The 18,058-nt window shown below is 66.8% G+C and carries 16 protein-coding genes; 3 read left to right on the top strand and 13 right to left on the bottom strand.

Annotated elements, in window-relative coordinates:
- Window positions 1–95: 95 nt before the first annotated feature.
- Together BSE24067_RS06520 and BSE24067_RS06515 are read right to left on the bottom strand one after the other, a co-directional pair.
- Window positions 96–1,304, bottom strand: a complete 1,209-nt coding sequence (locus BSE24067_RS06520) for a benzoate/H(+) symporter BenE family transporter (RefSeq protein WP_151066174.1) — start codon at window positions 1,302–1,304, stop codon at window positions 96–98.
- 234 nt (window positions 1,305–1,538) lie between these two features.
- The gene (locus BSE24067_RS06515) at window positions 1,539–2,564 is read right to left on the bottom strand and encodes a fatty acid desaturase (protein ID WP_151066175.1); all 1,026 of its coding nucleotides are present in this window, start codon (window positions 2,562–2,564) and stop codon (window positions 1,539–1,541) included.
- Between the two features lie 283 nt (window positions 2,565–2,847).
- On the opposite strand from BSE24067_RS06515, the gene BSE24067_RS06510 reads away from it, so the two are divergent.
- Window positions 2,848–3,672, top strand: a complete 825-nt coding sequence (locus BSE24067_RS06510; protein ID WP_151066176.1) for a phosphate/phosphite/phosphonate ABC transporter substrate-binding protein — start codon at window positions 2,848–2,850, stop codon at window positions 3,670–3,672.
- Window positions 3,673–3,712: 40 nt separating this feature from the next.
- Here BSE24067_RS06510 and dbpA read toward each other — a convergent pair whose 3' ends face one another.
- From dbpA to BSE24067_RS06485, 6 genes are all read right to left on the bottom strand, one after another.
- Complete coding sequence (gene dbpA, locus BSE24067_RS06505; protein WP_151066177.1) at window positions 3,713–5,110, bottom strand: ATP-dependent RNA helicase DbpA; 1,398 nt, start codon at window positions 5,108–5,110, stop codon at window positions 3,713–3,715.
- Window positions 5,107–5,304 (bottom strand): hypothetical protein, encoded by a 198-nt coding sequence (locus BSE24067_RS06500; RefSeq protein WP_059447636.1) that lies wholly within the window; start codon window positions 5,302–5,304, stop codon window positions 5,107–5,109. Before BSE24067_RS06500 ends, dbpA begins: the two co-directional genes overlap by 4 nt.
- Window positions 5,305–5,722: 418 nt before the next feature.
- Complete coding sequence (gene mqo, locus BSE24067_RS06495) at window positions 5,723–7,366, bottom strand: malate dehydrogenase (quinone) (RefSeq protein WP_151066178.1); 1,644 nt, start codon at window positions 7,364–7,366, stop codon at window positions 5,723–5,725.
- Window positions 7,367–7,997: 631 nt separating this feature from the next.
- The gene (locus BSE24067_RS06490) at window positions 7,998–8,309 is read right to left on the bottom strand and encodes a hypothetical protein (RefSeq protein WP_151066179.1); all 312 of its coding nucleotides are present in this window, start codon (window positions 8,307–8,309) and stop codon (window positions 7,998–8,000) included.
- 60 nt (window positions 8,310–8,369) lie between these two features.
- Window positions 8,370–8,495: a hypothetical protein gene (locus BSE24067_RS32770; protein WP_279612899.1), complete on the bottom strand. Its 126-nt coding sequence runs from the start codon at window positions 8,493–8,495 to the stop codon at window positions 8,370–8,372.
- Window positions 8,496–8,748: 253 nt separating this feature from the next.
- Complete coding sequence (locus BSE24067_RS06485) at window positions 8,749–9,627, bottom strand: mechanosensitive ion channel family protein (protein ID WP_151065417.1); 879 nt, start codon at window positions 9,625–9,627, stop codon at window positions 8,749–8,751.
- 325 nt (window positions 9,628–9,952) lie between these two features.
- On the opposite strand from BSE24067_RS06485, the gene BSE24067_RS06480 reads away from it, so the two are divergent.
- Complete coding sequence (locus tag BSE24067_RS06480) at window positions 9,953–11,323, top strand: M23 family metallopeptidase (RefSeq protein WP_151065416.1); 1,371 nt, start codon at window positions 9,953–9,955, stop codon at window positions 11,321–11,323.
- 270 nt (window positions 11,324–11,593) lie between these two features.
- Here BSE24067_RS06480 and BSE24067_RS06475 read toward each other — a convergent pair whose 3' ends face one another.
- The 4 genes from BSE24067_RS06475 to BSE24067_RS06460 form a co-directional block, all read right to left on the bottom strand.
- Entirely contained in the window at window positions 11,594–12,331 is a 738-nt protein-coding gene (locus tag BSE24067_RS06475) for a fucose-binding lectin II (RefSeq protein WP_151065415.1), read from the bottom strand.
- Window positions 12,332–13,511: 1,180 nt separating this feature from the next.
- Window positions 13,512–14,321, bottom strand: a complete 810-nt coding sequence (locus BSE24067_RS06470; RefSeq protein ID WP_151065414.1) for a TlpA disulfide reductase family protein — start codon at window positions 14,319–14,321, stop codon at window positions 13,512–13,514.
- Window positions 14,322–14,738: 417 nt separating this feature from the next.
- Complete coding sequence (locus tag BSE24067_RS06465) at window positions 14,739–15,329, bottom strand: DUF4410 domain-containing protein (RefSeq protein WP_151065413.1); 591 nt, start codon at window positions 15,327–15,329, stop codon at window positions 14,739–14,741.
- 249 nt (window positions 15,330–15,578) lie between these two features.
- The gene (locus BSE24067_RS06460; protein ID WP_151065412.1) at window positions 15,579–16,583 is read right to left on the bottom strand and encodes a hypothetical protein; all 1,005 of its coding nucleotides are present in this window, start codon (window positions 16,581–16,583) and stop codon (window positions 15,579–15,581) included.
- 228 nt (window positions 16,584–16,811) lie between these two features.
- Here BSE24067_RS06460 and BSE24067_RS06455 point away from each other — a divergent pair, with 228 nt between their 5' ends.
- Window positions 16,812–17,537, top strand: coding sequence for a class I SAM-dependent methyltransferase (locus tag BSE24067_RS06455; protein WP_151065411.1), 726 nt, complete (start codon window positions 16,812–16,814; stop codon window positions 17,535–17,537).
- A gap of 25 nt (window positions 17,538–17,562) precedes the next feature.
- Here the strand turns inward: BSE24067_RS06455 and BSE24067_RS06450 are convergent, their stop codons facing one another.
- Window positions 17,563–18,039: a GNAT family N-acetyltransferase gene (locus tag BSE24067_RS06450; RefSeq protein WP_151065410.1), complete on the bottom strand. Its 477-nt coding sequence runs from the start codon at window positions 18,037–18,039 to the stop codon at window positions 17,563–17,565.
- Window positions 18,040–18,058: the final 19 nt, after the last annotated feature.

The raw sequence follows: 18,058 nt of genomic DNA, 5'->3' as shown, positions 1-18,058 counted from the left end.
CGCCCATTCGATGAAGCGAATCGCGAGATCCGACGATCCTGCGCCCGAGCAGACACGGCAACGCGCGCTCGAGCGTAGCGGCGCGGCGCACGCCGTCAATCCCCTCGACGCCCCCGTGCCCTGCTCAACACCGCATACGCGACCGACCCGATCACGATCCCCCAGAACGCCGACCCGAGCCCGAGCCACGTCATCCCCGACGCGGTCGCAAGAAACGTGATCACGGATGCTTCGCGATGGTCGTCGTCCTCGAAGATCCCGTGCACGTTGGCGCCGATCGCACCGATCAGCGCGAGCCCCGCCAGGATCGCGACGAACGCCTTCGGCAACGCGAAGAACAGCGCGACGATCGTCCCTGCAAAGAGCCCGCCGATCAGATAGATCACGCCATTCGCGATGCCCGCGATATAGCGACGCTCCGGATCCTCGTGCGAATCCTTGCCGGTGCACAGCGCCGCGGTGATCGCCGCGACGACGATCGTGATTCCGCCGAAACACGCGACCACGAGCGACATCACGCTGGTCGCCGTGATGATCGGCCGCGCGCTTGTGTGATAGCCGGACACGCGCAGGATCGTCATCCCCGGCAGGAACTGGCCGGTAAGACTGACGACGACGAGCGGCAGCGCGAGGCTGAGCGTCGTACCGAGCGTCCATTCGGGGGCGATGAAGATCGGCCGCGCGATGCTCGGCGACACGTTGCCGACGTGCGTCATCCCGAGCAGCGTCGCGAGTGCGGCGCCCGTGAGCAGCACGAGCACGATGCTGTAGCGCGGCAGCAGGCGTTTGAAGATCACGTACGCCGCGATCATCCCGAACCCGAGCACCGGCTGCGCGGTCGCCGCGGAGAACGCGTGCATCCCGAACGGCAGCAGGATGCCGGCCATCATCCCGCACGCGATGCCGCGCGGAATGTGGCGCACGAGGCGATCGAAATAACCGGTGATGCCGATCGCGAGAATGATCAACGCGGCCGTGATGTACGCGCCGACGGCCTGGTGCAGCGTCAATTGCGGAAAGAGGCCGACCAGCAGCGCGGTGCCGGGCGCCGACCACGCGGTCACGACCGGCACCTTCAGCTTCCAGCTCGCGAACAGCCCGGACACGCCGGCGCCGACCGAGATCGCCCAGACCCACGACGTCACCATCTCGTTGGATACATGTGCGGCCTGTGACGCCTGGAAGAAGATCGCGAGCGGCCCCGCATAGGAAATCAGCACCGCGAGAAAGCCCGCGGTGATCGCGGAGACGGACCAGTCGTTGCCGATCGAGCGGATCGCGCCGTGCGAGGTGTTGGGTTGCATCGTCGTTCGGGGAAGTGCGGCGCGCGGCCGGCGGGCTGAGCCGGGGCGAATGATTGTTGGAAGCCCCGGACGAGCCGTCATTCTGGGCATAGCCGATGGAATTGGCAATTCTCCGCTGACGATCAGCGATTGTCGGCAGTTCGTAAGAAACGTGCGAGCGGGCGCGCTCACGGCGTTGCCGGGGCCGCCGACGGAACAGGCGGCTTCGCGGCGAAGCGCGCCCGGCCGGCCGATTCATGTACTGATCTGAAGATACCCGTCGACCGCGGCGACCTTCGCGCCGCTCCCCGTCGACAGCGACGCCGTGCCGTGGTCGAACGGATGCACGGGCCCGTCGGTGGGCGTCCACGCGTGGCGCGCCAGCAGTTCGCGATAGCCGCCGCGTATCACGAAACCGCCGCATTTTTCCGCATACGCGTCGCGCCGCATCCGGTACGCACGCGGCAGGTCATACCACGGCAGCTTCGGCAGGTCGTGATGAACGAGGTGATAGTTGTTGTTCAGGTACAGCAGCCGCATCGCGAGGCCGGCTTCGTTGATCACGATGCGCGCCTTCGGGTGCCGCGCGGCGCGGTGCTCGAACAGCGACCGGATCATCGCGAGCGACAGCGCCGGCCACGTGATCGCCAGCAGGTAATACCGCCACGGCACGCCGATTGCCCGCTGCAGCCATGCGAGCAGCGCGATCGCGCATGCGGCGTGCGCGACCCACATCGGCAGATAGCGGAAGTCGCCGCGCCGGAACGTGCGGAATGCGTCGGCGAACATTGCAGCGATGCTCGTCGGCGGCCCGAACACCAGGCGTCCGATGAACGTTGTGCGTGCAACCGTCAGCGCGCGGCGCCAGCGCGGCAGTCGCGCCCACTCGTCGCGCGACACGTAGTTCGATTCCGGATCGACGCCGGGAACGGTCAGATCCTCGTCGCGGTGATGTTCGAGGTGCGTGTCACGATAGAGCGTGTATGGATACCAGATCGTCAGCGGCGGATAGCCGAGCAGCCGGTTCACGAACGCGGAGCGCGTCGGATGGCCGTGCAGCAGTTCATGCTGCAGCGACATGTGCCACGCGCCGAGCAGGATCAGCGGCGGCGTCGCGGCCGCGAGCGGCAGGCACCCGGCACGCACGAGCAGCAGCACGGCGAGCCAGCCGCCGTAGATCGCGACGATCAGCAGCCACGTCGGCCACTCGGTGCGGGCGGTAAAGCGGGCGTCGAGCGTGGCGATCGCGCGCGCGTGGTCGACGTCGAAGTATTCGGCCATGATGCTCAGGCGGGACGAAACGTGCGGTACGGGTGATACGGATAGCGGACGATCGCGCCCCGGTGCGGGACACGATGCGGTTGGCCGACAGGCGCGCGCTCGCTCGAAGCGATCGCGACACTGGAACGCTAACCGCGCCGCACAATCGCGCCAACCAAGCAATTTGCATTTGCTTATCGCTGCGCGGCCGATAAGTATCGGTAGCCATGAATGGAAGATGAATTGCGCCAAATGCGCGCGAACCGCCTTCCTCGAACGCACGGCCGATGCGTAGAATGCGCGCATGAGCCAATGGATCGCCGCCCTGCCGATGTACAACGTGACGCCGCGCCACGCCGCACTGTGGCGTGCGCTGCTGCGTGACGCGCTCGATGCGTTCGCACGCACCGGCGGGCCGGGCGGCGTCGCGCTGCTCGACGAGCCGTTCGGGGATCTGCATGCGCTGTGGCGGCGCAACGACCTGCTGCTGTCGCAGACGTGCGGCTATCCGTACCGGATGCTCGGCTTGCGCGATGTCGTCCACCTGATCGCGACGCCGGCGTTCGACGCGCCGGGCTGCGACGGCGCACGCTACAGCAGCGTGCTGGTCGTGTCGGCACGCGTGCATGCGGGCGGTGCGACGACACTTGCGGCCTGTCGCGGCCTGCGCGCGGCATTCAACGGCGCGGATTCGCACAGCGGAATGAACGCATTCCGGCATGCGGTCGCGCCGCACGCGCACGACGGACGTTTCTTCGGCTCGGCCGAATCGTTCGGCTCGCACCTGAACGTGCTGCGTGCACTGGCCGACGGCGCTGCCGATTGCGCGGCGATCGACTGCGTGACGTTCGCGTATGTGCGCGACGCGCTGCCCGAATTGTTGAATGAGATCCGGATCATCGGCATGACGGCTTCGGCGCCCGGGTTGCCGTTGATCGCGTCGAAGACGCTCGAAGGAAGGCGGGTGGAGGCGTTGCAGGATGCGCTGGATCACGCGATCGCGGCAGACGCGGAACGGGCGGCGGAGCTGCGGCTGAAGGGTTTCGAACGTGTGCCGCCGCGCGCATACGACACGATTGACGCGCTCGCGCGGGATGCGGCCGCGCACGGATATCCCGAGCTGGCGTGACGCGGCGCGGCTGCCGTGACGGCCGCCGCGCCGCTTGCGATCACGCTTCGTCCATCAACCGGACCTTGACCCGCTTGCCCTTGATCTTCCCGGCATTGAGCTTGCGCAGCGCGTCGCGCGCGACACCGCGCTCGATCGCGACATAGGTCGAGAACTCGGTCACGTTGATCTTGCCGATCTGCTTGCCGTCGAATCCGGCGTCGCCGGTCAGCGCGCCGAGCACGTCGCCCGGGCGGATCTTGTCCTTGCGCCCGCCGAGAATCTGCAGCGTTTCCATCGGCGGCAGCAACGTATCGTTGCCGGTCGGTTTCAACTCGGCGAGCGAATGCCATTCGACCTCACGCTTCTGCGCCTGCTCGATCGCGCCGACGCGGCCCATCTCGTCCATGCTCGCGAGGCTCAGCGCCCAGCCCTCCTGATCCGCGCGGCCGGTGCGGCCGATGCGGTGCACGTGCACTTCGGGATCGGGCGTCACGTCGACGTTGATCACGGCCTCGAGCTGCGCGATGTCGAGCCCGCGCGCGGCGACGTCGGTCGCGACCAGCACCGAGCAACTGCGGTTCGCGAACTGGATCAGCACCTGGTCGCGCTCGCGCTGCTCGAGCTCGCCGTGCAACGCGAGCGCGTGGAAGCCCTGCGCATGCAGCACGTCAAGCAGGTCACGGCATTGCTGCTTGGTGTTGCAGAACGCGATCGTGCTGACCGGCCGGTAGTGGTTCAGCAGCTGGCCGACCGCGTGCAGCCGCTCGGTTTCCGTGACTTCGTAGAAGCGCTGGCGAATCTTGCTGTCGTCGTGGCGCTCCTCGAGCTTCACTTCCTTCGGATTGCGCAGGAATTGCTGACTCAGCTTCGCGATGCCGTCCGGATAGGTCGCCGAGAACAGCAGCGTCTGGCGCGTCGTCGGGCACATCCGCGCGACCTTCGCGATGTCGTCGAAGAAGCCCATGTCGAGCATCCGGTCGGCTTCGTCCAGCACGAGCGTGTTGAGCGCATCAAGCTTCAGGTTGCCGCGGTCGAGGTGATCCATGATCCGGCCCGGCGTGCCGACGACGATATGCGCGCCGTGTTCGAGGCTCTGCGCCTGCGGGCGCATCGGTGTGCCGCCGCACAGCGTCAGCACCTTCACGTTTTCCTCGGCGCGCGCGAGGCGGCGCACTTCCTGCGCGACCTGGTCGGCGAGTTCGCGCGTCGGGCACAGGATCATCGCCTGCACGTCGAAGCGGCGCGCGTCGAGGCGCGCGAGCAGCGCGAGCGAGAACGCGGCGGTCTTGCCGCTGCCCGTCTTCGCCTGCGCGATCAGGTCATGGCCGGCCAGCGCGATCGGCAGGCTCGCGGCCTGGATCGGCGTCATGTCGACGTAGCCGAGCTGCGCGAGGTTCGCGAGCGTGGCGGGCGTCAGCGGCAGCGCGCTGAACGGCGTGGCGGTCGATTGCGTCAAGACAGATCTCCGAGGTAAGGGCGGCCTTCCATCTGCTCGTAGAGGACGTTGCCTTCGTCGTCTTCGAAGCGTTCGAGATAGTTGCGGGCGCCGCACAGCGGGCAGCGGAACAGCAGCCCCTGGCCTTCGTCCTTGATGACGACGTCGGACGTCTCCCACTGCGTGCCGCAGCTCTGGTTTCGGCAGGTAAACACGGTCATTCTCCAGCTGAGTTCGGTTGGTGGCGCGCCCGGCGGGCGCGGCAGCGAGGTGCGGCGCTCGCGCGGCTCGGGCGCGGGCCGCACCGGCGGTCGCATGGACCGCGTCGATGCGGATGGTGGATCGGGTGGCGACGACGTCGCGCGTGCCCGCAATTCTAGCGGATGCGGGGGCAGGCAGCGGACTACCGGCGGCGGGCATCGGCAGCAGACGAGCAGCAGCGGGCGGCCGGCGACGGACACCGGAAACAGACAACCGGCGGCAGACGGCCAATGGCGAGCCAGCGGCGGGTCTCCCGGCCGCGGCGGCGGCCGCCGTCCCGCGCCGCAGCACGGCGCGCCCGCCGGCCACCGCCATGAAAAACGGCCGCCCCGAAGGGCGGCCGTGCGGTGCGGCGAATCGGGGCTGGACGCGTTACAGCGCCATGTCCGCCGATGCCTTCGCCGCGCGCGCAGGCGCCGCGCCCGGTGCCTGCGACGGCGCCGCCATGTCGATCTTCGGCGGCGGCGACAGCTGCAGCACGTCGCTCGTATACGTCCATTCCTCGACGACCTTCGCCGGGCTGTCGTTCAGCTTGGTGCCGTAGCTCGGCACGATCTGGCGGATCTTCTGCTGCCATTCGGGCGTCGCGACCTTGTCCTTGAACACCTTCTGCATCAGGCTCAGCATGATCGGCGCGGCCGTCGACGCGCCCGGCGACGCGCCGAGCAGGCCCGCGATGCTGCCGTCCTGCGAGCTGACGATCTCGGTGCCGAGTTTCAGCACGCCGCCCTTCTTCGGATCGCGCTTGATGATCTGCACACGCTGGCCGGCCTGCCACAGGCGCCAGTCTTCCTTCTTCGCGTCCGGGAAATATTCCTTCAGCGCGTGGAAGCGGTCGTCGTCCGACAGCATCAGCTGGCCGGCCAGATACTGGACGAGCGGGAATTCGTCGACGCCCACGCGCATCATCGGCGCGACGTTGTGCAGGTTCGTGCTCTTCGCGAGATCGAAGTACGAGCCGTTCTTCAGGAACTTGGTCGAGAACGTCGCGAACGGCCCGAACAGGATGATTTTCTTGCCGTCGATGATCCGCGTGTCGAGGTGCGGCACCGACATCGGCGGCGAGCCGACGGACGCCTTGCCGTATGCCTTCGCGAGATGCCGCTTGACGACTTCGGGGTTGTCGGTCACGAGGAACGAGCCGCCGACCGGGAACGCGCCGTAGTCCTTCGCTTCAGGGATGCCCGACGCCTGCAGCAGATGCAGCGCACCGCCGCCCGCGCCGATGAACACGAACTTCGCGTCGACGGCCTGCGGCGGTTCGTCGGAATGCAGCTTGACCCACGACACGTGCCACGTGCCGTCCGCGTTGCGCGTGATCTCGCGCACTTCGCTCGACAGCGACAGCGTGAAGTTCGGCTGCGTCTTCAGGTAGCCGACGAACTGGCGCGTGATCTCGCCGAAGTTCACGTCGGTGCCGATCGGCGTCCACGTCGCGGCGACCTTCTGCGAACGGTCGCGGCCTTCCATCATCAGCGGCACCCACTGCCTGATCTGGTCGTAGTCTTCCGAATACTGCATCCCGCGGAACAGCGGGCTTGCCTGCAGCGCGTCGTAGCGCTTCTTCAGGAAGCGGACGTTGTCGTCGCCCCACACGAAGCTCATGTGCGGCGTCGAGTTGATGAACGAGCGCGGGTTCTTCAGCACGCCCTGCCGGACCTGCCACGCCCAGAACTGGCGCGAGATCTGGAACGACTCGTTGATCTCGATGGCCTTCGAGATGTCGATCTTGCCGTCCGCCTTCTCCGGCGTGTAGTTCAGCTCCGCGAGCGCCGAGTGGCCGGTGCCGGCGTTGTTCCAGCCGTTCGAGCTTTCCAGCGCGACGCCGTCGAGGCGTTCGACCATCGTCATCGACCAGTCGGGCTGAAGCTCGTGCAGCCACACGCCGAGCGTCGAACTCATGATGCCGCCGCCCACCAGCAGGACGTCGACCTTCTTCGTATCGGCGGCGTGCGCGGACGACGCGGCGACGCACAGCGCGAGCGCCGACAGTATTACCCGTAACGTTTTGATCACAGCAGATCCCTTTTTCAACTTGGATGCATCGGTTTGCCACCTCGCCCGGCCGTGCCGGACCGGATCCGGTTTCCGTATCCGGAGATCCGGACCGCGAATCCGGAATTCCGGATCGGCCGCGTTCGCCGTTGCATTTGCGCACGTGAAGCCGTTGCGAAGGACACCTTCGGATCGGCTTCGTACGCATGCGCACGCGTGCACCGCCGTCGTGCGCGACGCATGCAGGCCCGTGCGGCAAAGCTCGCCGGACGGTGCTTCAGGCAGTGTCGACAGAGACTGTGCGCGATGTGTCCGGCGGGGCCGGGATGGCAAGGGGCGCGTAATATAACCGAACTCGATTCCCGTGTCGCACGCGCGAAATATCCTTGTTTTCGTGGGGTTTTTTGCGTGTCCGGGTTTCCGGAAAGCGGGCGCGCGGAACGGGGAAAGCGGCGGAAAGCGGAGAAGTGCGGACGCACGCGTTCGGCATGTGCGGCACCGGCGTGGAGCGACGCAGCGGCGTAACGGACAAACACCGATTCATTCGTCGCTTCGCGAATGCATCGGTTCAATGCCCGATATGACGCCCCCGGCGCCCCGAGCGCCGCATCGATATTTCATCGTGACGTCGCGGCATCGCGCCGCGACGCCGTCACTTCGCCAAATTGTTGCGGCAGAACTGCTCGTACGCCTGCGCCGAATTCTGAAAGCCTTTCTGCTTCGCGAGTTCCCACGGGCGTTCGCATTGCTGCGTCTGTTCGCACCATGCGTAGCCGGCCGAGCCGATGCAACCGTGCGCATCGCGATCGCCGCCGACCATCGACGCGGTAGCGTGGGCGGTCTGCGTGTCGCGCCCGGCGACATCGGGCGGCAGAGGGGAAGGCGGCTGCGTCGCGCACGCGCCCAGTGCAAGCGCGACGGCGATCGTCGCTGCAATCGACATCGAAGGCGTGAAGGATTTCATCGGGTAGCGCTCCATGGGTTGATGATCGACAGCGGACGCCCGTGCAGGGCGAAGGGGCGATCAAGCATCCGCGCCGGCACGCGCGACGCTGGACCGGATCGACGACACACAGGCCTGCTTGCGCAGCGCGCGTTCGACGAATTCCGCATACGCGCCGAGGTGGACCGAAGCTCGATTTCTGTTCATCCGCGCGTCTCCGTAGACGGTTCTCTCGAAACTGTATGAAACGAAGAAGCGAAAAGCAAAGATATTGCCGGACGGCGTCGATAGACTGTCGCCAAACCCTCGCTCGACAACCCGTTTCGCGCCGAGACGGTGCTCGCGCACGTCTGCGCGGCCGGCGTCGGCAACGTGATCGCACCGCGCGTTCGATCGCCAGGATGTAACGACGCCGGGCGGGCGCGCAACCGCGCGGCGCCGCGCGGCTGCGCCGCCGCCGCTACGACGCCCGCACGCGGCGCGGGTCGCCCGGCCGCGTCTGCTGTTCGGCGTCGTGCACGATGTGCAGCTCGCGCGTGCGGATCGGCAGTGCGCAGTCCGCATCGTCGAGCGTCTTGCGCACCTGGCGCGCGAGGCGCCAGCGCATGGCCCAGAACTTGTCGGTGTGCGTCCACACGCGCATGTTCGCGATCGCCGTGCTGTCGTCGAAGCGCATCACCATCACGTCCGGCGCGGGATCCTTCAGCACGTCGGGATCGGCTTCGGCCAGCGCACGCAGCGCGTCGAGCGCGCGGTCGATGTCGTCGTGCACCGACACTTCCACTTCGAGATCGAGACGGCGTGTCGGGTTGCGCGTGTAGTTGCGGATCGCGCTGCCCCACAGCGCGCTATTCGGCACGTATTCGCAAATGCCGTCCGGTTTCGTCAGCCGCGTCATGAAGAGGCCGACCTCGTCGACCGTGCCCGCGACGCTGGAACCGCCGTCGATGTAATCGCCGACCTTGAACGGCCGCAGCAGCAACAGCATGATGCCGGCCGCGATGTTCTGCATCGTGCCTTGCAGCGCGAGGCCGATCGCGAGGCCGGCCGCGCCGAGCACCGCGATGATGCTCGCGGTTTCGATGCCGAGCTGCGACAACGCGCCGACGATCGCGACGATGCGGATGCCCCACACGGCGACGTCGCAGAGGATCGGCCGCAGCGTGTCGTCGACGCGTTCCTTGTTCGAGAGCAGCCGATTCAGCCAGTTGCCGATGCGTTTCGACAGCCACCAGCCGGCGACGAGCAGTGCGAGACCGCCGCAGAGCCTGAGCGAGAGCGTGGACAATGCATTCCACAGGAACGTCCAGCGTTCCGGATGAAGATGATCGAGAAACATGGCGGAATTCCAATTTGAAGACACAGGCCGCGACGCGCGGCACACCCGCCGTGGTCGCGGTCGTGCGCCCGCGCGCGGGCAACCCTCGACTGTACACGCGATGCGCGATGTGGCGCGAGCGCACAGGTCCGATTTCACGCGTTTTCCCGGCGGAATTTCGATTTCATTCGTGTACTAAGTTGATGTTGGAAAAAATAGGATTTGTCCTATTCAGGCATATTCGCCGCGCCGATACACTCGCTGTCAGGCTATCGGAGCGCGACGATCGTTCGTCCGCGTCACCCGGTTATTTTTCAGTTTTTCATTGATAGCGAGTGACGACGCGATGCGGTTCGACCTGTGTTTACGTCTCGCACGCGAACGAGGTCGATCCGCGCGATGCGGCGCCGTCCGCTTTCCGATTCGCCGCGCGCTCGCGCACGGCATCGTCGCGGCGGCGTGCGTTGCCGGCACGCAGGGCGCTTTCGCAATGGCGCTCGCCGATGCCGGGCGCCTTCCGCCCGCAGCGACGCAGGCGGCCGACCTTGTCGACGTGCCGTTCTTCAATTCCGCCCGGACCATCTGGGGCGGCCTGCTGGCTCCGTCGGCGACGCCGGGCGTCGCGCTGGACGCACGGATGGCGCGCGTGCATGCGGACGCGTATCCCGGCATGTTCGTCGTGCGCGCCGGCGCCTGTGCGCCGTACGTCGTCCTGTGCGATGCCGCGCGTGCGGCGATCGAGCGCGGCTATGCCGGGCGTTTCGCCTACGGTTTTGCATCGCCGCTACCGGTGGCCGGCACGCGATCGGTATTCGAGCCGCGTCGCGCGGATCTGTCGGCTGCCGAGCCATTCATGCTTGCTGAGCCGCAGAGCGGCACGCGGGCCGGCGCGATCCGCGGCAGCCTGCGCGGATCGCTCGCGCGTGACGGGCTGCCGGCCGGTGTCGCCGCGCAGGTCCTGCGGCTGCTGGCCGGGCGGCTCGACGTGTCGCAGCGTGGCGTCGCCGGCGATACCTTCCGAGTGGCATTCGAACCCGACGCCGATGCGTTGCGCCCCGGCCGCCCGCGTGTGACGGCGCTGGATATCCGTTTTCGCGACCAGCGGGTCGCCGCGGTGTGGTTTTCCGCACACGCGGGAGCGCCGGGCGCGTATTACGGTCTCGACGGCGCGCCGTTCGCCGGCACCCGCTTTGCGATGCCGGTCAGCGCGACACGCACCAGTTCGCATTTCGGTACGCGCGTGCACCCGGTGAGCGGCGTGCGTCACGTGCATTCCGGCGTCGATCTCGCGGCACCCGCGGGCCGTGCAGTCCACGCGTCGGAGCGCGGCGTCGTGTCGTTCATCGGCACGGAGCCTGGCGGCTATGGGAAATACGTGGTCGTGCGGCATGACCGTGGCTATGCGTCGTACTACGCGCATCTGTCGGCGTTCGAGCCGTCGCTGCGCACCGGCATGCGGATCGCGCGCGGCCAGCGGCTCGGCGCGGTGGGCAGCACCGGCACGGCCACCGGCCCGCACCTGCACTTCGAGATGCGGCGGAACAATCGCCCGGTCGATCCGGTCGCGCTGGTGCAGGCGGCAAATGCGGCGGTGCTGAAAGGGCAGCAGCGGGTGGCGTTCGACCGGGTCGCGCGCGCCGCGACCACGCGCCTCGCGGCGGCCGAATGGTCGCAGCCGGTCGCGATGTCGAAGGTCACTGCGCCGCAGGCCGGTTGAGCGGCGCATACGCGTTTGCTGCGGCGGCGTGACGGAACGCAACATCATTCGCCGATATCGTTTCGGGCCGGACGTCGCCCGCACATTCCCCGGTCGTCGGGCTGGGACGAGCGAACGGTCAGTGAACCGATTCCGTCGACGGCTCGCAAGGCGCGCGCGAGCCGGCTCGAAAGCGTGTGCGCGATGTCCGCGACACGCATCGAGCGCGACAACGCAAACCGCCGGGCGGCCAAGCGCCCGGCGGATTACTTCGACGCAATACTCGGCCCGTCAACCCAGCGGCCAGTTCAGGATCGCGATCCCGTCGTTGTAGTCGCCATCCGTGCCGTCCTCGGACCCGACCAGCCCGAAGTAGGTCTTCTTGAAGATGTCGACCTGTCGCGAGCCGATCTTCGACTGCTTGCCGTTCGCCGTCACGACCACGCGCACCTTGCCCTTGCCCGAGTTGACGATCTGCGTGTTCAGGTTCGCGTCCTGCGTGCCGGCGCCCTGGAACGTCGCGGCCGGTTTCGGGTTGTCGTCGACGAAGACTTCGATCGTCTGCTGCGCGGCCGAATTGACGAGTGCCGTCACGCCGAACTTGATGTTCGGCGGCAGATTGAAGACGCCGTCGCGTTCGCCGCCGGTTGCCGTGGTGTCCGGCTGCGCGGGTTGCGGTTGCGGCGTCGCCTTCGAGAAGTAGTTGACCACCGCGCCGACGCCGAACTTCGCCGCGGCGCCGGGCAGCACGCCGGGCGCGCCGGCCCACGTGACCGTGCACGCGACCACTTGTCCCGCCGCATCGGTCTTCACCTTGTTCTGCCAGCTGCCGACGTCGAAGCTGTACGGGATCGTCGCGATGTCGACGAACACATCGTATTGCGGCAGCTTTTCCACGAGCTGCGCGGTCATGAACTGGCGCATCCGGTCGAGCACTGCCTGGTCGCCGTTCGCCTGCACGGCGGTTGCATCGTTGCCGGCGAGTTGCAGAAGCGCGTACAGATCGTCATGGGTAAACGGTTGTGACATGTCGTCCTCGTGTTGATGGAATGTTCGTTTTCGTGCCGCGGACGACCGCATTCGCCGTGCCGCAGGCGCGAAAATGAGCGAGATGCAGGGAACTGCGTGGAACATCGATCGGCGATACGTTGGCCACCGTCGCTACCGTGTCGCGCAAACGTTTGCCGTTTGAAACACGGTTTGATCAGCATGGCGAAAAATAAATAAAAAAATATTCAGATGGGGGTCGAAATTATTCAATAAATCCAGGATTGAAATGATTTGAACGAATGTCTCGAATTTAATGAATTTTAATCCGATACGTTTGTGAAACTATATCGTCGCGTGTCGCGATTTTTTGAATAATGGACGAGATGCGCAGAGGGGAGGGCGACGAGAACCGGCTTCGGAGCAGACGCTCGGTGTTCGCATATGGCAGCGTGCTGTTTCAACATGAGTGTCTCTGTCGTGGCCGCGCTCACCGACCACCACCGAACGCATACGCCGAAGCCGGATCTCAGTGGAGAGGGTGCGGTGCCGGCGAAACGTGCTGACCGGCTCACGCCGAACTTGAACAGGGGCGCTTCACCGGCGGCGCTTGGCTCATTGCAGGATCGATAGTGTGATTCGTCACCGACGGACTGCGAAGACAACAAGGTGCGGCGAAATCGGCGGGATTCCGGGGTATCGGCGAAGCAATCTTGTGAAAGCGCCGCTGCGATATATTCCGCGTCAGCCATGACCAACTTCCAAGTGTGTGGGTTGTGGTCAGCGGCCCGCTGGTGCGTCCGCACCTGCGGGCCCGCCCGTTCACGCGATGGATATCGACGCCGTGTCGGCACCTGCTCGGCATGCCGAAATGATGCGTGCATTCACGCGATAACATGCAGTCACTCTAGCGGAGTTGGGCCGGCGTCAGGAGCGGCTGGGATTCGCTTTGCCGGTATCGCCAGGCGGATCGATGTTTCAGATGCTTGCCTGTCAGTGAATCCGGCGCGATCGTACGATCGGGCCGCATCGCCGCTTCGTCGGCGATGTGTCAGAGAGCGTGTCAAACGGCAGTGGTGCCCGAAAGCGCCAGCGCGTCAGCCGACGCGCAACCCGTCACGCTGCTGTCCCCCGGCCGTCGCGAATGCGCGCACATGCAGCGAGTCTCCACGCGTGCGTTCCCCAATCGCCGAGGGTCACGGCCGCAGCCGTTCGCCGGTCGTCACTGCCCGAAGCGCTGCGCAACGGCGTCCTTCAGCCGCGCCGCAGTGATCTCGCCCATGTGCGATTCGACCAGCTCACCGTTCGCATTGAAGAACAGCGTGGTCGGCAGTCCGCGCGAGCCATACGCATGCATCGCATGCAGCGACGGATCGAGCAGCACGTTGTCGAAGCGCAGCCCCTGCTGCTCGAGGAACGCGCGCACGGCTTGCGCGTTTTCGCCCTGATTGAGCATCAGCACCGCGAGTTCCGGGTGATCGCGCTGTGCCTGTTCGAGGATCGGCATCTCGCGCCGGCAAGGCGCGCACCACGTTGCCCACAGGTTCACGACGACCGGCTTGCCGGCGAAGCGTTGCGGCAGCACCGGCGTCGCATCGAGCGCTTCGAGCTGCATCGCGGCGAATGGCGGCGCGACGCGCTGCAGCGTCGCGAGCGTGCCCTGCGCGATGCCCCACGCGGCGAGCCCCGCGACGATGCCGGCCGCCACCGGCTTGCGCAGCGCCGGGAGCCGGCGCAGCCGCCACACCGCGAACATGAGGGCGGCCGCGATGCCGATGCGCCAGTCGAAGCCGCCGTCGCCGAGCGCGACGATCGAGCGCGGCGCGGCCGCATAGTCGTGCCACCATTGCGCAACGTAGCCGATGCGTGCGGCGATCAATCCGAGCAGCAGCACGTCCAGGATCAGGCTCGATGCGGTCTTGTGCCGGCCGTCGGGTGGGCGGCGCTGGATGAGGCGGGCGACGAGCCACGCCAGCAGCGCGGCGGCGGCTACCGCAACGACGCGGATCGAGAAGGGGCCGAGGCTCAGCATGGAAGCGAGAGAATCAGGATGGAGAGGGGGGCGGTGAAAGCGACACCGTGGACGGTCCGTGTCGCGCTTCGACCCGGCAGCGTATGCGGGGTTCCCGCGGTGGCGGCCACGGCGCGTTTCCGCGTCCGGCGATATGGCGGATCATCTGTCGAAGGCCGCCGGTACGCGGGACACCACCGCTTCGATGAGGACGACCCGGGAATCGGATCGGGCCGGCGGTCAGCGCGACGTGATCGTGAACGATCGATATGCTGATCAGCGCAGGCGCGGACGGTATCCGATCCACGAATATCTGGTCGACGGCCGTTTCTCCGTCGGCAGTCGGCAGTCGGCGTTCGCTGCAGCGTGCTCGGGCGCCGCGACCGCTGCCTGGCGGGCCGCGATCCGGAGATTCCGCGACCGGCCAGGCGTCGGACCTTACAGCTTCTTCGAGTTGCCCGGCGCCGCGCCCGCCTGCTTCGCAGCGGTTGCCGGATCGAGCGTCGCGAGCGTCTCCTCGGTGAATTTCTCGTACAGCCAGTCCATGCGCATGCTGTCGATGCCGGCGATGCCGCCGAGCGCATACGACGCCGACACCTTGAAGTTGTCGACCGGATGATTGTCGGCATCGGCGAGCGTCACGGTACCGTTGACATGATCGTTGCCAGCCATGAATCCGAACATGACCGCGGAGAAGCTCGACCGCACGCGGATGCCGGTGATTTCGACATTCAGGTGCATCGCATCGGCGGCATCCGCTTTGGCGAGCAGTTTGCGCGCGTCGAGCGCGGTTTCGAGTTTCTCCTGCAGTTTCTTCGCGTCGAATTTCAGGTTGTCTTTCAATTCTTCGCGCGCGGTATCGTCGAGCGTGACCTTCACGATCACGGGCTTCGTGCCGAAGTGGGCCGTCGATGCGGTTACGGGGGCCCCCGCCGATTTGCTCGCATCGCGTGTCACGCTGCTTGCGCAACCCGACAGAAAGCCGATCGTCACCAGTGCCAGAGCGGCATGACGGAAAAGAGATTTCATGGTTTGGTCTTTTGATTGGGGTTATTTTGAACAGGCTGGGTAGCCGGAACTGAATCTAACACGCGGCGAATCCATTCAATTCGTCGAAAAGACGGGAAAGTTCGAGCATCGGTTCGGCATTCATTCGCCGCCGCGCCGCCGCGCCGCCGCGCCGATGCGCCGATGAACCATGAAGCCGCCGGCGCGGCCAGCGCCGACGCGCGCAAGAAATCGACCGTTGCCGTCGCGGTGCCGGCGCTTGGCCGGCGATTACCGTCCGTTGACGGATGCCGCGCCGCCGAGCCGGTACGCGGTGAAGAACTCGTACCACGGCGACCCCTGCCCGGCCGGCACGCCGAGCGCCGACGTGCGCTGCTTCAATGCGCGGAACACGTCGTTGATGCGCGCCGTCTGCGCGGCATCGCCGAACGGACGCGGCGGCGCGTTGCCGGCCGCGAACGCGCCGTACGCGATCGCGAGCAGCCGCGCGTGGTCGTCGATCGAGAAGACCGACCCGATGATCGCTTCGACGAAGCGCGGCCGATCGTCTTCGCGCGATGCGGCGAAGCACTGGAACACGATCGCCGATACTTCGTGCAGGTCGCTCGCGCGCAGCAGCGCCGGCAGGCGCGCGGCGATCCGATCGGCCGGTTCCTGCTGCAGCGCGGCGCCGAAGTCCAGTACGGCGGTCATTGGATTGGTGTCCTGCTCGACGCGATCGAGCGGCGACGCCCGCGAAGCGGCGGCTGCTCGCGTGTCGTCGGCGGGCGCGGCGCGCAGCACGTCCGCGACCTGTCGCGCCCATTCGGGAAAAATCACCCGCACGTTACCGAACTGCTCGCCGCCCTGAGCGGCCGGATTCCATCGGTACACGATCGTGCCGCCGTGGACGAACGGCGAATACAGATGCTCGGGCGTTCTCGGCAGCGGCCGGCGGTTGATCGGCAGCCATGCGAGCGTCAGCCAGTCGTAGCGGCCCGTGGCCGGCACCGACGGGCTCGAACTCGCGACCATCTGCCACGTGCCGCGATTCGCGTAGCGGCGGCGCGCGTCGGGTACCGCGACGGTCTGCTGTGTCGCGGTATCGAAGTAGGTGGCGCCGGTCACGTTCGCGCCGCTGTCCGCGGCCGGCGTGATGGTCGCGATGACCCACGGCGCACCGTCGGCCGAACGATAGCCGGACGGCCGAAGCGTGGCGACGTCGTGCACCATCCGCGTTTCGGCGGCGACGGGGCTCGGCGGAAGCGTGGCGGGGCCGGCGACGATACTCGGCATGGACGTTCCTCGAAATCGGGTGCGCATCGGCAGGCGCGGACCGGACGCGCGCGATCGCCGCTGCGCAAGGTGTTTCCCGTAACTGTAGGACGGCGATGCCGGAAACGGAAACCAGCCCGTGCTGCGCCGAGCGGTACGCGCCGCACCGGAATCCCGCTCACGCGCCGTGCCGCTTGGCTTACCATGCGCATCCTGGGCCAGCATCACGGACGCGGAGCGGGAGCCGACATGACCGACACGAAACCCATTGCAAGACACTGGACGCACGTCGCCAGCCAATGGATCGACTGGGCCGGCAGGCCGGGTCACGATGCGTTCTGGAAGTATCGCGACGGGCTGACCGCGTACATCGGGCGCGGCACCGGCCGCGCACTGGAGATTGGCTGCGGCGAGGGCCGCGTGAGTCGCGAGCTGAAGTCGCTCGGCTACGACGTGACCGCGAGCGACGCGGTACCCGCGATGCTCGACGCCGCGCGCCGCGCGAATTCCGCGCACCGTTATGCGCTTGCCGATGCCGCCTCGCTGCCGTTCGATCCGGCCAGTTTCGATCTCGTGATGGCATACAACGTGCTGATGGACCTTGACGACATGGCAACCGCATTGCGCGAAGCGCGCCGTGTGCTGAAGCCGGGCGGGCTGCTGTTCGTGTCGATCGTGCATCCGTTTCGCGATCGCGGCCGTTTTGCGGGGCCGCAGCCCGACGCGCCGTTCGTGCTCGACGGTACGTACTTCGGCAGCGAGCATTTCGAAGGCGTGGAAACGCGCGACGGGTTATCGATGCACTTCGCGGGCTGGTCGCTGCCGCTTCACGCGTACACGGACGCGCTGGAGGCAGCCGGCCTCGCGATCGTATCGCTGCGCGAGCCGCTGCCCGATCGCGCCGACACGGACACGCTGAAGCAGTGGTCGCGCGTGCCGCTGTTCCTGTGGATCAAGGCGCGGCCGCTGGACTGAATGCGTCGCGACTGCGCTGCCGCGATCAGCGCGGCAACACTTTCCGGTAGATCACGAATCCGGTTTTCTCGGCCACGGTATCGTAAAGGCGCATCGCCGTGCGATTTGTTTCGTGGGTCTGCCAGTACACGCGTTCGGCACGCTGTGCGCGGGCGGCGTCGTACACCGCTGCGATCAACGCGCGCCCCACGCCCTTGCCGCGCTCACTTTCGAGCGTGAAGAGATCCTGCAGATAGCAGGTCGGCCCGGCGAGCGTCGTGCTGCGGTGATACAGGAAATGCGCGAGCCCGACGAGCCGGCCGGCACGTTCCGCGACACGTGCGTGCACCGGCTCGTAGCCGTCGAAGAAGCGCGACCATGTGAGCTGCGTGATCTCACGCGGCAGCGCGGTGTCGCCGAAGCGGCCGTAGAAGCGGTTGTAGCCGTCCCACAGCGGCAGCCAGTCGTCGAAATCGTCTTCGCGTACGGCGCGTACGGTCACGCCGGCGTCGGTTGCGTTCATGGTCGCGAATCTCTCGTGG

It is taken from the genome of Burkholderia latens (genome assembly GCF_902499045.1).
Lineage (GTDB): Bacteria > Pseudomonadota > Gammaproteobacteria > Burkholderiales > Burkholderiaceae > Burkholderia > Burkholderia latens.
This window is presented reverse-complemented; position numbering and strand designations above follow the sequence as displayed.

Bases quoted from the DNA above. Each gene is read 5' to 3' on its own strand.
- BSE24067_RS06475 (WP_151065415.1), bottom strand. From the start codon at position 12,331: ATGTCACAACCGTTTACCCATGACGATCTGTACGCGCTTCTGCAACTC.
- BSE24067_RS06465 (WP_151065413.1), bottom strand. From the start codon at position 15,329: ATGAAATCTCTTTTCCGTCATGCCGCTCTGGCACTGGTGACGATCGGC.
- BSE24067_RS06490 (WP_151066179.1), bottom strand. From the start codon at position 8,309: ATGAAATCCTTCACGCCTTCGATGTCGATTGCAGCGACGATCGCCGTC.
- BSE24067_RS06470 (WP_151065414.1), bottom strand. From the start codon at position 14,321: ATGCTGAGCCTCGGCCCCTTCTCGATCCGCGTCGTTGCGGTAGCCGCC.
- BSE24067_RS06520 (WP_151066174.1), bottom strand. From the start codon at position 1,304: ATGCAACCCAACACCTCGCACGGCGCGATCCGCTCGATCGGCAACGAC.
- BSE24067_RS06460 (WP_151065412.1), bottom strand. From the start codon at position 16,583: ATGCCGAGTATCGTCGCCGGCCCCGCCACGCTTCCGCCGAGCCCCGTC.
- BSE24067_RS32770 (WP_279612899.1), bottom strand. From the start codon at position 8,495: ATGAACAGAAATCGAGCTTCGGTCCACCTCGGCGCGTATGCGGAATTC.
- BSE24067_RS06455 (WP_151065411.1), top strand. From the start codon at position 16,812: ATGACCGACACGAAACCCATTGCAAGACACTGGACGCACGTCGCCAGC.
- BSE24067_RS06480 (WP_151065416.1), top strand. From the start codon at position 9,953: ATGCGGTTCGACCTGTGTTTACGTCTCGCACGCGAACGAGGTCGATCC.
- BSE24067_RS06510 (WP_151066176.1), top strand. From the start codon at position 2,848: ATGAGCCAATGGATCGCCGCCCTGCCGATGTACAACGTGACGCCGCGC.
- BSE24067_RS06450 (WP_151065410.1), bottom strand. From the start codon at position 18,039: ATGAACGCAACCGACGCCGGCGTGACCGTACGCGCCGTACGCGAAGAC.
- BSE24067_RS06515 (WP_151066175.1), bottom strand. From the start codon at position 2,564: ATGGCCGAATACTTCGACGTCGACCACGCGCGCGCGATCGCCACGCTC.
- BSE24067_RS06485 (WP_151065417.1), bottom strand. From the start codon at position 9,627: ATGTTTCTCGATCATCTTCATCCGGAACGCTGGACGTTCCTGTGGAAT.